The organism is Allobosea sp. GW822-FHT03F07 (assembly GCF_058801345.1).
The window spans coordinates 510,824-523,325 of sequence record NZ_JBXAND010000002.1; the positions used below are offsets into that span (position 1 = coordinate 510,824).

The 12,502-nt window shown below is 67.3% G+C and carries 12 protein-coding genes; 11 read left to right on the forward strand and 1 reads right to left on the reverse strand.

Annotation, left to right across the window (positions count from 1 at the left end; genetic code table 11):
• Nucleotides 1-57: 57 nt before the first annotated feature.
• From AC1RMY_RS11015 to AC1RMY_RS11055, 9 genes are all read left to right on the forward strand, one after another.
• Nucleotides 58-858 (forward strand): IclR family transcriptional regulator, encoded by an 801-nt coding sequence (locus tag AC1RMY_RS11015; RefSeq protein ID WP_492864298.1) that lies wholly within the window; start codon nt 58-60, stop codon nt 856-858.
• Nucleotides 855-2,918 (forward strand): hydantoinase/oxoprolinase family protein, encoded by a 2,064-nt coding sequence (locus AC1RMY_RS11020; protein ID WP_492864300.1) that lies wholly within the window; start codon nt 855-857, stop codon nt 2,916-2,918. The genes AC1RMY_RS11015 and AC1RMY_RS11020 overlap by 4 nt, the downstream gene beginning before the upstream one ends.
• A 6-nt stretch (nt 2,919-2,924) precedes the next feature.
• Nucleotides 2,925-4,511 (forward strand): hydantoinase B/oxoprolinase family protein, encoded by a 1,587-nt coding sequence (locus AC1RMY_RS11025; RefSeq protein ID WP_492864302.1) that lies wholly within the window; start codon nt 2,925-2,927, stop codon nt 4,509-4,511.
• Between the two features lie 90 nt (nt 4,512-4,601).
• Nucleotides 4,602-5,741 carry an ABC transporter substrate-binding protein gene (locus tag AC1RMY_RS11030; protein WP_492864304.1) on the forward strand — a complete coding sequence of 380 codons (1,140 nt, stop codon included), beginning with the start codon at nt 4,602-4,604 and terminating at the stop codon, nt 5,739-5,741.
• Entirely contained in the window at nt 5,738-6,499 is a 762-nt protein-coding gene (locus AC1RMY_RS11035; protein ID WP_492864306.1) for an ABC transporter ATP-binding protein, read from the forward strand. The genes AC1RMY_RS11030 and AC1RMY_RS11035 overlap by 4 nt, the downstream gene beginning before the upstream one ends.
• Complete coding sequence (locus AC1RMY_RS11040; RefSeq protein ID WP_492864308.1) at nt 6,468-7,433, forward strand: branched-chain amino acid ABC transporter permease; 966 nt, start codon at nt 6,468-6,470, stop codon at nt 7,431-7,433. Before AC1RMY_RS11035 ends, AC1RMY_RS11040 begins: the two co-directional genes overlap by 32 nt.
• Nucleotides 7,430-8,233, forward strand: coding sequence for an ABC transporter ATP-binding protein (locus AC1RMY_RS11045; protein WP_492864310.1), 804 nt, complete (start codon nt 7,430-7,432; stop codon nt 8,231-8,233). The genes AC1RMY_RS11040 and AC1RMY_RS11045 overlap by 4 nt, the downstream gene beginning before the upstream one ends.
• On the forward strand, nt 8,226-9,104 hold the full coding sequence (locus AC1RMY_RS11050; RefSeq protein ID WP_492864312.1) for a branched-chain amino acid ABC transporter permease: 879 nt from the start codon (nt 8,226-8,228) through the stop codon (nt 9,102-9,104). Before AC1RMY_RS11045 ends, AC1RMY_RS11050 begins: the two co-directional genes overlap by 8 nt.
• A gap of 37 nt (nt 9,105-9,141) precedes the next feature.
• The gene (locus tag AC1RMY_RS11055; protein WP_492864314.1) at nt 9,142-9,474 is read left to right on the forward strand and encodes a cupin domain-containing protein; all 333 of its coding nucleotides are present in this window, start codon (nt 9,142-9,144) and stop codon (nt 9,472-9,474) included.
• Between the two features lie 10 nt (nt 9,475-9,484).
• On the opposite strand, the gene AC1RMY_RS11060 is transcribed toward AC1RMY_RS11055, so the two are convergent.
• Nucleotides 9,485-10,471, reverse strand: coding sequence for a GlxA family transcriptional regulator (locus tag AC1RMY_RS11060; RefSeq protein WP_492864316.1), 987 nt, complete (start codon nt 10,469-10,471; stop codon nt 9,485-9,487).
• A gap of 122 nt (nt 10,472-10,593) precedes the next feature.
• Here AC1RMY_RS11060 and AC1RMY_RS11065 point away from each other — a divergent pair, with 122 nt between their 5' ends.
• A complete protein-coding gene (locus tag AC1RMY_RS11065; RefSeq protein ID WP_492864318.1) occupies nt 10,594-11,424 on the forward strand; it encodes an alpha/beta fold hydrolase in 831 nt (276 codons plus the stop codon).
• 167 nt (nt 11,425-11,591) lie between these two features.
• Nucleotides 11,592-12,467 carry a polysaccharide deacetylase family protein gene (locus AC1RMY_RS11070; protein ID WP_492864320.1) on the forward strand — a complete coding sequence of 292 codons (876 nt, stop codon included), beginning with the start codon at nt 11,592-11,594 and terminating at the stop codon, nt 12,465-12,467.
• The last annotated feature ends 35 nt before the right edge of the window (nt 12,468-12,502 follow it).

Below are 12,502 nucleotides of genomic sequence, written 5' to 3' on the forward strand. Positions count from 1 at the left end.
TATCAAATAGCAAAATGATGTTTCATTATATGAAATGAAACACAGAGGAACGCCAGAGTGACGGAACCGGATTCAGCTTCGGGGAAATCTGCGCCTGCCGGCACCAGCACGCTCGACCTTGCGCTTCGCGCCGTCGAGTATCTCGTGCAGCAGAGCCGCCCGACCGCGCTCGCGCAGATCGCCGAAGCGCTGTCGTCGTCGAAAGCGACGATCTACCGGCATCTGGTGACGCTGCAGCGGCATGGCTTCGTCCGGCAGGAGCCGGAGACCGGCCGCTACGAGGCCGGTATCAAACTGATGGTGCTGGGCGAGGCGCTGCGGCAGCGCTTCGACATCGTCAGCGCAGCGCGCGAGGATCTGATGACGCTGCGCGATCGCACCGGCCAGGCCGTCACGGTCTGCGCCGCGATCGACGCCGAGCTGATCGTGCTCGAGCTGATCCAGGGCCGCACGCTCATCGAATTCGCGACGCGGCCCGGCACCCGGCTCGCGTTCCACGCCAGCGCGCATGGCAAGATCTGGCTCGCCTTCGGCTCGCAGGAGCGCACCGCGGCCATCGCCAATGGTCCGCTCCAGGCCTGGACACCGGCGACGATCGTCACGCGTGACGCCCTGCTCGCCGATCTCGACCTGGTGCGCGAACGCGGCTGGGCCACGGCGCCCGACGAGGTCATCACCGGCGTCAACACCCTCGCCGCCCCGGTCTTCGACCACCGCCAGACGCTCGTCGGCTCGATCGCCATCGTCGGCGCCACCCAATTCATTCCCCCCGTCCCCGATCCCGAACAGATCCGCGAGGTCGTCGGCACCGCCGCACGCATCTCGCGCGGCTTGACCTGGAAAGACGAAAGAGCATGACCTATTCGCTGGCCGTCGATATCGGCGGCACCTTCACTGACATCGTCCTGCGCGATTCCCGCGGGGGCCTGAGTGTCGACAAGACGCTCACCACCCATCACGACCTGCTCGAAGGCTTCTTCCGCGGCGTCGGTTCCGTCATGGGCAAGGCCGGCATCGCGGCGAGCGCAATCGACGGTGTCGTCGTCCACGCGACGACGGTCGTCACCAATGCGCTGATCGAGCGCAAGGGGCTGCCGACCGCGCTCGTCGTCACCGAAGGCTTCAGCGACGTGCTCTCGATCCGCAACGAGCACCGCTACGACATGTACGACCCGCAGATCGAATTTCCCGAGCCGCTGGTGACGCGCGATCTCACCTTCGGCCTGAAGGAGCGCGTTCTGGCGGACGGCACGGTCGCACTCGCGCCGACGCCTCAGGACATCGCCAAGCTCGCGGCCGACATCCGGGCGAGCGGCGCGCGCGCCGTGGCGATCTGCTTCCTCAACAGTTTCGCCAATCCCGAGAACGAGGCGGCGGTCGCAGCCGCGCTCTCCCGCGAGCTCAACGACGTCTTCATCTGCACCTCGGCCGAGGTCGCCCCACAGATCCGCGAGTATCAGCGCGCCTCGACGGCGACGGTGAACGCCTATGCGATGCCGATCTCGCAGCCCTATCTGAAGCGTCTGAGCGACCGGCTGCGCACGGAAGGCTTCGCCAACACCCCGCTGATCATGCTGTCTTCGGGCGGCGTCGTCGGCGCCGAGACGGCGGGCAAGAACCCGGTCCGCATGATCGAGAGCGGGCCCGCGGCCGGCGCGCTCGCTGCCTGCCACTATGCGGAACTGCTCGGCATCGACCGGCTGATGTCCTTCGACATGGGCGGCACCACCGCCAAGGCCTGCCTGATCGAGGACCGCACGCCGCTGATCACCGGCCTGTTCGAGGTCGACCGGCGCTATCGCTTCCGCGAGGGCAGCGGCCTGCCCGTCACCGTGCCCTCGATCGACCTGATCGAGATCGGCGCCGGCGGCGGCAGCATCGCCCATGTCGACGATCTCGGTCTGCTCAAGGTCGGCCCCGAAAGCGCCGGCTCCAATCCGGGACCGGCCTGCTACGGCCGCGGCGGCCAGAACGCGACCGTCACCGACGCCGACCTCGTGCTCGGCCTGATCGATGCCGAGAACTTCCTCGGTGGCGACATGTCGCTCGACAAGGCGGCCTGCGACGGCGCCATGGCGCGGCTCGGCGAAGCGCTGGGCCTGAGCCCAGTGCAGGCGGCGCGCGGCATCTATCGCATCGTCACGGAGGCGATGGCCTCGGCGGCACGCACCCACGCCACCGATCGCGGCGTCGATTATCGCGGCCTGCCGCTCTTCGCCTTCGGCGGCGCCGGTCCTTTGCATGCCTGCGGCGTCGCCGAGCTCTTGCAGAGCACCAGCGTGATCGTGCCGCCGCAGTCGAGCGTGCTCTCGGCGTTCGGCACGCTGGTCACCCCGGTCCGGCTCGACCTCGTCCGCAGCGACCTGACACGGGTCGACCAGCTCGACTGGGCGCGCGTTGACCGCGTGATCGGTGATCTCGAGAGCGAGGGCCTTACGGCGCTCGGCGAATCCGGCTGTGCGGCCGCCGACGTCACCATCCTCGTCGGCGCCGACATGCGCTATGTCGGCCAGCAGCACGAGGTCACGATCATCTTCGAGACCGACCCGCGCCAGAGCCGCGATGCCGCCGTGCTGACAGCGCAGTTCGAGGCGGCCTATCGTACCCTCTACGGCGTCAATCCCTCGCATGTGCCGATCGAACTCGTGACCTGGCGCGTCGTAGCGCGCGGACCGCTGCCGCATTTCGACGGCCAGGCCAGGAAGCAGATCGCAGCCGGCGCACCGAAGCGCCACCGCCCGGTTCATGCCTGGGAGGACAGCCAATCAGTGCCCGTCTACGAGCGCTCGTCGCTCGCCACCGGCCAGACCATCTCCGGCCCCGCCATCATCGAGGAGCGCGAGACCACGACCGCGCTGCCCCCCGGCTGGAGCGCGAGGATCGACGCGCTCGGCTGCATCGTCGCCACGAAAGGCTGAAACCCCATGGCAAAATCACTCGCGATGGCAAATCCGCAATCGATGGATGGCGTCGAACTCGAAATCCTCTGGTCGAACCTGATCGGCATCGTCAACGAGCGCGCCAAGGCGCTGCAGCGCATCGCCTTCAGCCCGATCGTCCGCGAGGCCGGCGATCTCGCCTGCGCGCTCTTCGACCAGCGCGGGCGCATGGTGGCGCAGGCCAATACCGGCACACCCGGCCACATCAATTCGCTCGCCATCGCCGGCAGCCATCTGGTGCGGATGTTCAAGGACCGCTGCGCACCGGGCGACGTGCTGATCACCAACGATCCCTGGCTCTCGGCCGGGCACTTCTTCGACATCACCGTGCTGACGCCGATCTTCGATGGCGAGAAGCTGATCGCCTATATCGGCTCGACTATCCACCACACCGATATCGGCGGCTACGGCATCGGCGCGGGCGCCCGCGACGTGCATGAGGAAGGCCTCTGGATCCCGCCGCTCAAACTCTACGAGCGCGGCACGCCGAGCGAGATGCTGCACGACATCATCCGCCACAATGTCCGCACGCCCGACGCCGTCTTCGGCGACCTCTCTGCGCAGGTTTCATCCGGGGAGGCTGCGGCCGAGCATCTGGTCGCGCTGTGCGAGCGCTACGGCATCGACGATATCGAGACCCTGTCTGACGAGATCATCGGCCGCTCCGAGGAGGCGACGCGAAACGCCATCCGCAAGCTGAAGCCCGGCACCTATCACGGCGAGGCCATCTTCGACGTGCCCGGCGGCGAGATCATCACGCTGAAGACGGCGGTGACCGTCGATGCCGAGAACGGCTCGATCATCGTCGATTTCGACGGCTCCTCGCCGCAGACGACGACCGGCATCAACGTGGTGCTGAACTACACCCACGCCTATTCCACCTTCGCGATCCGCTCCTGCCTCAACCCGGACCTGCCCAACAACACCGGCTCGCTGGCGCCGATCGAGGTGCGCGCGCCGAAGGGTTCGATCATCAACTGCGCCTATCCGGCGCCGGTGAACGCCCGCCATGTCGTCGGCATGTATGTGCCGATGCCGATCCTGAAGGCCCTGCACCAGGTCATGCCCGAGCGCGTGCTGGCCGAAGGGTCGGGTGCGGTTTGGACGATCCAGATCCAGGGCCGCAAGCCCAGCGGCGAGGCCTTCACCTCGTCGATGTTCAACTATTCCGGCGGCATGGGCGCACGCGCCGGCAAGCCCGGCCCGAGCGCGACCTGCTATCCGACCGGCGTCGCGGCGGTGCCGATCGAGATCCTGGAAGCGGCGATGCCGATCGTCTTCGACCGCAAGGAACTGCGCACCGGCTCCGGCGGCAAGGGCCGGATGCGGGGCGGCGACGGCCAGATCATCCAGTTCCATATGCGCACCGACCATGCCTGGCTTCTCAACGCCGTGCCGAGCCGGCTCGAGCGCGGCCCCGACGGCATCGATGGCGGCCTGTCGGGAGCGCCCGGCCGTTTCCTGGTCAACGGCAAGTCCGTCAGCGAGGCCAAGAAGCTGACCATGCAGGCCGGAGACGTCGTGCTGCTGGAGACACCTGGCGGCGGGGGCTACGGCAAGCCGGCAGCCTGACGCAAAACCAAAGCTTTCTCGCAAAACCAACAAGGCGGAGCCCCGAACCGGGGCGACCGACCGCACCAGAGGAAACCGGGAGGACGGAGAATGAAGCAGAGCCTTTTTGCGGCCGGGATGGCCGCGAGCGTCGCGCTGGCCAGCGCCGCGCCCCTGAGCGCGCAAGAGCCCTACAAGATCGGCGTCTCGGCCGGCCTGACCGGCTACGCCGCGACCGTCGACCGCGCCTGGCGTGACGGCGTCGAGCTGGCCGCGGCGGCCGTGAATGCCAAGGGCGGCGTGATGGGCCGCAAGATCCAGGTCATCGTCGAGGACAACCGCTCGGAGCCGCAGGAAGCGGTCACCGTCTACCGGAAGATGCTAAGTTCGGACAAGGTCGACGTCTTCGTCAGCGGCTGCGTCTCGGCCGGCAATTTCGCCGCGGCGGGCCTGCTGCTGCGCGCCAAGGTGCCGATGATGCTGTGCTCGATCCTGCCACAGCAGGCCGAGCATCTGCCCTGGGCCTTCACCACTTTGCCGCCCGCCGGATTCGAGGTCGACAAGCGGCTGGAATACCTCAAGGAAAAGACGCAGGTCCGCAAGATCGCGGTTCTGCATGACCCGACCCCTTACGCTAATCTCCAGAAGGGCGTGGCCGAGCGCAACGCCGCGAAATACGGCCTGGAGGTCGTCTCGGTCGACCAGTACAAGCAGGACGATGCCGATCTCAGCGTCCAGATCAGCAAGGCGCGCTCGGCCGGCGCCGGCGCGATCCTCAAGATCGGGCTCGGCGGCACGACGCTGACCGCCGCCAAGAACATCAAGCAGCTCGGCGCCGACATGCTGCTGCTGACCAGCCTCGAGGATCTCGCCGTCTTCGGCCCGGTCGCCGAGGTTCTGGGCGACAAGTTCTTCTTCGTCGCCTCGCCGTCGCAGGTCTATGAGGCGCTGCCGGAGGGCGAACTGAAGACCGGGATCAAGGTGTTCCTCGATCCATGGCGCGAGAAGTTTAGGGATCGCGATCCGAACTGGGCCTCGCGCGGCTGGGACGGCGTCATGCTCACCGTTGCGGCGATCGAGAAGGCCAAGTCCTTCGAGGGCGAAAAGGTTCGCGCCGCCTATGAGGAACTGACCGGTTTCCAGGGCACGACCGGCGTCTACAATTTCCGGCCGGACCTGCACCAGGGCATCACCCGCAACCCCTTCGTGCTTGCGACCATCGAAGGCGGCAAGGTCAAGGTGGTGCAATGAGCGTCGCCGTCGCGGCCAAGACCGAAGTGAGCCTCGCGCCGCCGGGTTCCGCTCCGCCCATCTTGGCCGCGACCGGCCTCTCGGCGCAATACGGCCACATCCATGCGCTTCATGGGGTCGATCTGCGCATCGGCGAGGGCGAACTCGTCGCGGTGCTGGGCCCCAACGGGGCCGGCAAGTCGACCCTGCTACGCGCTATCATGGGGCTGTCGGCGAATAGCGGCGAGGTCCGTTTCCGGGGCGAGGTGCTGCCCCGCCACGATACGGTCGCCGTCGCCTCGCGCGGTATCGTGCTGGTGCCGGAAGGGCGCGGCCTGTTCGCGCCGATGAGCGTCGCCGACAATCTCGAACTCGGCGCCTATCGCCTGCTCGACAAGGCCGAATTCAACCGCAGGCGCGAGCGTGTGCTGACACTTTTCCCGCGCCTGAAGGAGCGGCTCGGCCAGCTCGCCGGCTCGATGTCCGGCGGCGAGCAGCAGATGCTGGCGATCGGCCGCGCGCTGATGGCGGGACCGAAGCTGCTCCTGCTGGACGAGCCCTCGCTCGGCCTCGCGCCGCGCGTCACCGGAGAAATCCTGGAGACGCTCGGCCTCCTCAACCGCGAAGGCCTGGCGATCGTGCTGGTCGAGCAGAAGGCGCCGCTGGCGCTCGAACTCGCCAACCGCGTCTACCTGCTTTCACTCGGGCGCATCGTCGCCGAACTCGATCCGCGTGACATCACATCCCATGACGATCTCGCCCGCCATTACTTCGCCTGAACGGCGCCCGCTCCGGCTCGTCGGCCTGCTGCCCTGGCTCTTCGCCGTGGCGGTGGTCGGCTACGCCATGGTCGTCGGCGGCTATGCGGCCACTGTGGTCTCCTTCGCGCTGATCTATGCGGTCTTCGTGACGGGGCTGAACCTGTTCATGGGCTTCGCCGCGCAGGTCTCCTTCGGCCAGAACGCCTTCGCTGCGATCGGAGGCTATCTGTCCGCCGTGCTGACGGCCACTCATGGCTGGAGCCCCCTGCCCGCCATGGTCGTCGGCATCGCCGCCGCCGTGCTGGCAGCCGCCATCATCGGCTTTCCGGCGCTCCGCCTTAAGGGCCACTATCTCGCCATGGGCACGCTTGCGATCGGGCTGATCACCTATGAGATCACCGTCGAATGGCAGTCGGTGACGCAAGGCTATATGGGCATCTCCGGCATCCCGCCCTTCGGCATCGGGCCTTACGAAATCACATCGGACCGGGGGCAACTCATCCTGCTCTCGCTCGTCGTCGCGGCCAGCGCGCTTGCCGCCGCCCGCATTCGCCGCTCGCGCTTCGGCCGCGCGCTCTCGGCCGTCGCCGGCAGTGAGGAGGCTGCGACCGCGCTCGGCATCGACGTCTCCAGATACAAGCTCGCGGCCTTCCTGCTCTCGGCCGGATTTGCGGCGCTCGCCGGCTCGCTCTTCGTCCATGTCGTCGGCTTCGTCAGCCCGGAGGTCTTCGGGCTGCACATGGTCATCGTCACCTTCACCATGCTCTATGTCGGCGGCATCGGCACGGTCGCCGGCCCCGTCGTCGGTGCGCTGATCATCAGCCTGCTGCCGGAGACCTTCCGCGCCTTCAAGGACTATCAGGACCTCGCCTATGGCGCGGCGCTGATCCTGCTGCTGATCTATGCGCCGCGCGGCCTCGCCAGCCTGTTCTCGCCGCGAGGCCGCTCATGACCAGGCTCAAACTGGAAGGCGTGACGCGCCGCTTCGGCGGGCTGGTCGCGGTCGACGACGTCTCCTTCGAGGTGCCGGCCGAGGGCGTCACCGCTGTCATCGGCCCCAACGGCGCCGGCAAGACCACGCTGTTCAACCTGATCTCGGGCTCCCTGCCGCCGAGCGCAGGGCGGATCCTGTTCGAGGGCCAGGACATCACCGGTCGCCCGCCCGCCAGGATCGCGGCGGCGGGGCTGGTCCGGACTTTCCAACTCGTGAAGCTGTTCGAGGATCTGAGCGTGCTCGACAACGTCAAGGTCGGCTGCCACCTGCGGGGCAAGGCCGGGCTTTTCGCGGCGTTGCTGCGCCCGGCCTCCGCCCGGCGCGAGGAAGCCGCCGTCGATGCCCGTGCCCGCGAACTCCTTGCCTTTGCGGGGCTCGCGGCCTTCGCCGACGAACCGGCCTCGGGCCTGCCCTATGGCCGCCAGCGCATGCTGGAACTCGCCCGCGCGCTCGCGGCCGGGCCCAAGCTCATCCTGCTCGATGAGCCGGCGGCGGGTCTCAACACCGAGGAGTCGGCGGCGCTCGCGCGCATCGTCCGCCGCATAGCCGACGAGGGCACCAGCGTGCTCCTGATCGAGCACGACATGACGCTGGTGATGAACACGGCCGACCGCGTCGTCGTGGTCGATTTCGGCCGCAAGATCGCGCAGGGCACGCCGGACGAGGTGCGTTCTGACCCAGCCGTGATCGCTGCCTATCTCGGCACCGGCAAGCCATCGGCAGATGCTCCCGCCAATGAGGAGGCGGCCCATGGCTGACTGGTCCTATATTCCGCAGGTCCTGGTCAGCGGGCTCGGCATCGGCTGCGTCTACGGGCTGATCGGCATCGGCTTCTGCGTGATCTACAACGCCAGCGGCATCGTGAACTTCGCCCAGGGCGCGTTCGTGATGCTCGGCGGCATGATCACCCATGTCCTGTTCGCCCGTAACGGCGTGCCGCTGCCGGTCGCGGCGCTGATCGCCGTCGCGGCAGTCGCGGTCCTCGGCGTCGCGATCGAGCGGGTCGTCGTCCGGCCGCTGTGGAACCGCAAGGCGACGATGTTCGTCATGATCCTGGCGACGCTCGCCGCCCAGATCGTGATCGAGCGCCTGACGCTGATCGGCGTCGGCGACCAGCCCAAGACCCTGCCCGTCTTCACCGACCGGCCGCCATTGATGATCGGCTCCGTCGCGATCGGCTACCAGCTCATCTGGATCGTCGGCGGCTCGCTGGCGATCGTCGGGCTGCTGGCCGCCTTCTTCAGCCTGACCAAGACCGGCAAGGCGATGCGCGCCTGCTCGATCAACCGCGAGGCCGCCGCCCTCCAGGGCATCCCGGTCTCGCGCATGCTGGCGCTGGCCTTTGCTTTGAGTGCGGCGCTGGGTGCGATCGCCGGCATCCTGATCACGCCCACCCAGTACACCGCCTTCAATGTCGGCGTGCCCTTCGCGATCAGCGGCTTTATCGCGGCGATCGTCGGCGGCTTCGGCCGGCCCTTCGGCGCCTTTCTCGGCGGCCTGTTGCTGGGCCTGCTGCAAGCGCTCGCCATCGTCGGCTTCGGGGCGGGGCTGAAGAACGTCGCGGCACTGTCGGTGCTGCTGCTGTTCCTGTTCATCCGGCCGTCCGGAATCCTCGGCGCGGCCAAATGACTGCGGCCGGACGGCTGCGCCTCAATCGGAGACCCTCATGGATATTCACAAGATCGACTGGAGCCAGATCCCGTGGACGCCGGTGCGTCCGGGTGTCGACCGCAAGGGTTTCTCGGGCAATGGAGCGACGGTTGCGCTGCACCGGCTGATGCCCGGCCACGAGCCCCGGCCGCACAGCCACCCCCATGAACAGATCGCCTACATCATGAGTGGAACGATCCGCTTCTTCATCGGCGGCGAGGAGCATCTGATCGGACCCGGCGGGCTCGTCCTGATCCCATCGAATGTCGAACACTGGGGCGAGGTCGTCGGCGACGAGCCGGTGATGAATCTCGACGTCTTTACCCCCAGCCGGCCGGAATACTCCTGAGCATCTCTGCTCAGGCGGCGACGCCAAAGCGACTGCGATAATCCGCCGGCGACAGCCCGGTGATGCGCTGGAACAGCTTGCGGAAGGCTGCAGCATCGCCATAGCCGACCTCCCAGGCGATCTGCGCGACCGGGCGCTTGCTCAGTTCGAGCGCCTCGCGCGCCTTCGCGATACGGATCTGCTGGGCGTATTCGGTCGGGCGCAAGGTCGTCGCCTTGCGGAAGCGGCGCAGGAAGGTGCGTTCCTCCAGCCCGGCCCGCTTCGCCAGCGCCGGCACGGCATGATCCCTGGCGCCCGTCGCCTGGAGCCAGTGCTGCACCTTCAGGATCGCGGCATCGCCATGGTCGAGCCGCGGCACGAAACTGCTATAGGGCTGCTGCCGACGTCCAGGCGGATCGACCAGCAGGAAGCGCGCCGTCGCCAGCATGACGCTCGGCCCCAGCAACCGCTCGACCAGCGTCAACCCGAGATCCGCCCAAGCGAGGATCCCGCCTGCGGTGATGATGTCGCCGTCGTCGATCACCATGCGGTCCGTCTCGACGCGGATGTTCGGGAAGCGCGCGGCCAGCGCGTCGGCGAAGGCCCAGTGCGTTGTGGCGGGGCGACCTTCGAGCAGCCCGGTCTCGCCGAGCACGAAGGCCCCGGCGCAGACCGAGCAGAGCGTCGCCCCGGCCGCATGGCGCGTTGCCAGCCAGGATGCGAAACCGTCCATCGGCTGCATCTTGCCGGGCATGACGAGACTCGGCGGTGCGATCAGATGGCTCGGATCGTGCGGGTGGCCCGGATGGCTGTCATAGGAGCATTCGACGCCCGCGTCGTCGCCACTGCCCTCTCGCCAATGGCTGACCCGGATCACCGGCGCAGCGGGTCCGCCACGCACGACGCTCATCTCGCCGGCGATCCGGAACAGGTCGGTCAGGCCATGGACGGCGGCGAGCTGCACATCCGGATACAGGATGATGCCAATCTCGGCGACGATGTTCGACCTTGTCGTCATCTTGTCAGTTTTGCCGCTGCACATTGTCGGTTCCGCCAAGCGGCAGCATGCAGCCTCAAGCCTATAACGTCCATATCGAAGGGCGACACTCCTGCCGCCCGGGAAGCCGAAGGGAACCGACGATGAGCACGATCACCACCAGGGACGGCACCGAGATCTTCTACAAGGACTGGGGTTCCAAGACCGCGCAGCCGATCGTGTTCCATCATGGCTGGCCGCTGAGCGCCGACGACTGGGACAACCAGATGCTCTATTTCCTCGACAAGGGCTTCCGGGTGATCGCGCATGACCGGCGCGGCCATGGCCGCTCGTCCCAGACCGCGACCGGCAACGAGATGGACACCTACGCTGCCGATGTCGCCGAGCTGGCCGCCGCGCTCGATCTCAGGAACGCCATCCATATCGGCCACTCCACAGGCGGTGGCGAAGTCGCGCACTATGTCGCCCGCGCCGAGAAGGGCCGCGTCGCCAAGGCCGTGCTGATCGGCGCCGTGCCGCCGATCATGGTCAAGTCGGAGAAGAACCCCGGCGGGTTGCCGATCGAGGTATTCGACGGCTTCCGCAAGGCACTGCTCGACAACCGGGCCCAGTTCTATGTCGATGTTCCGGCCGGCCCCTTCTACGGCTATAACCGCGAAGGCGCGAAGGCAGACCAGGGCGTGATCTGGAACTGGTGGCGGCAGGGCATGATGGGCGGCGCCAAGGCGCATTACGATTGCATCAAGGCCTTCTCGGAGACCGACTTCACCGAGGATCTGAAGGCGATCGACGTGCCCGTGCTGGTGATGCACGGTACCGACGACCAGATCGTGCCGATCGCCGACTCGGCGCTGCTGGCGATCAAGCTTCTGAAGAACGGCACGCTGAAGACCTATGAGGGCCTGCCCCACGGCCTTTGCACCACGCATCCCGAGATCGTGAACCCGGACCTGCTCGCCTTCATCAAGGCGTGACGGCGAGCGCCCTGCGGTCTCGCCAGCCTCTATAAACGGGGCGAATAGACCGGCCGAATAAATGATAGCGCGGCAGCGGCCGGCCACCTCGTGGCCGGCCGCTTGTTTGCTATCGTCCGTGTCGCGGGCGGGCAGCCGCCTCCTCCGCTCCGAAACGAGATGAAGCCATGACGACTGTCTTTCCGCTGCGGACCGCCAACCTCGCCGATCCGGCGCCCGACTATTCCTGGCCGGCCGGCAAGCGCTGCGCGCTCTTCCCCGCCTTCGACGTCGACGGCGAAACCGCCTGGCTGCAGCATGACGCCGCCAATACCGACCGGCTGGTGACGCTCTCCTTCGGCGGCTACGAGGAGCGCGTCGGCGTGCCGAAGATCCTCGAATATCTGCGGTCGGTCGAGATCAAGGCAACCTTTTTCATCCCCGGCTGGATCGTCGACGTGCATCCGAAGATGTGCGAGGCGATCGTCCGCGACGGCCACGAGATCGGCCATCACGGCTACCTCCACAACCGTCCCGAGCCTGCGAACTTCGCCGGCGACAAGGAGGAGTTCGAGAAGGGCATGGACTCCCTGAAGCGCGTGCTCGGCGTCGTGCCCGTGGGCTATCGCGCCGCCGGCGGCGAGAACTATGACGAACTGCTGACCTATCTGCGCGAGCGCGGCATCCTGTACTCCTCGTCCTTCCGCGACGACATCCGGCCCTATCGCCACCGGCAGCGCGACGGCTCGGCCGGCGTGGTCGAACTGCCGGTCAACGCCTCCTTCGACGACTGGCTTTACGGGCTGTCGCAACGCTTCAGCCCACGCCCGATGTTCCCGAAGGAGCATGTCCTCTCGATCTGGAACGGCGAACTCGACCAGACCCGCGAATGGGGCGGGCTGGTCAGCATGGTGATGCACCCGCAGGTCTCGGGACGCCCCATGCGCTTCGGCATCATGCGCGACTTCTTCGCCCGGGCGCGCGGCTTCGGCGATGTCTGGATCGCGACCGGCCGCGAGATCGCCGAGCATTTCGTCGCCCAGGAGAAAGCCGCCGGTCTCTGAGACGGCGCGCTACCCTCGAGCATCACGGATTGAAC

Excerpts from the sequence above, each read along its gene's own strand:
- AC1RMY_RS11040 (WP_492864308.1), top strand. The coding sequence starts at position 6,468 with ATGACGATCTCGCCCGCCATTACTTCGCCTGAACGGCGCCCGCTCCGG.
- AC1RMY_RS11070 (WP_492864320.1), top strand. The coding sequence starts at position 11,592 with ATGACGACTGTCTTTCCGCTGCGGACCGCCAACCTCGCCGATCCGGCG.
- AC1RMY_RS11060 (WP_492864316.1), bottom strand. The coding sequence starts at position 10,471 with ATGACGACAAGGTCGAACATCGTCGCCGAGATTGGCATCATCCTGTAT.
- AC1RMY_RS11065 (WP_492864318.1), top strand. The coding sequence starts at position 10,594 with ATGAGCACGATCACCACCAGGGACGGCACCGAGATCTTCTACAAGGAC.
- AC1RMY_RS11020 (WP_492864300.1), top strand. The coding sequence starts at position 855 with ATGACCTATTCGCTGGCCGTCGATATCGGCGGCACCTTCACTGACATC.
- AC1RMY_RS11030 (WP_492864304.1), top strand. The coding sequence starts at position 4,602 with ATGAAGCAGAGCCTTTTTGCGGCCGGGATGGCCGCGAGCGTCGCGCTG.
- AC1RMY_RS11050 (WP_492864312.1), top strand. The coding sequence starts at position 8,226 with ATGGCTGACTGGTCCTATATTCCGCAGGTCCTGGTCAGCGGGCTCGGC.
- AC1RMY_RS11055 (WP_492864314.1), top strand. The coding sequence starts at position 9,142 with ATGGATATTCACAAGATCGACTGGAGCCAGATCCCGTGGACGCCGGTG.
- AC1RMY_RS11035 (WP_492864306.1), top strand. The coding sequence starts at position 5,738 with ATGAGCGTCGCCGTCGCGGCCAAGACCGAAGTGAGCCTCGCGCCGCCG.
- AC1RMY_RS11045 (WP_492864310.1), top strand. The coding sequence starts at position 7,430 with ATGACCAGGCTCAAACTGGAAGGCGTGACGCGCCGCTTCGGCGGGCTG.
- AC1RMY_RS11025 (WP_492864302.1), top strand. The coding sequence starts at position 2,925 with ATGGCAAAATCACTCGCGATGGCAAATCCGCAATCGATGGATGGCGTC.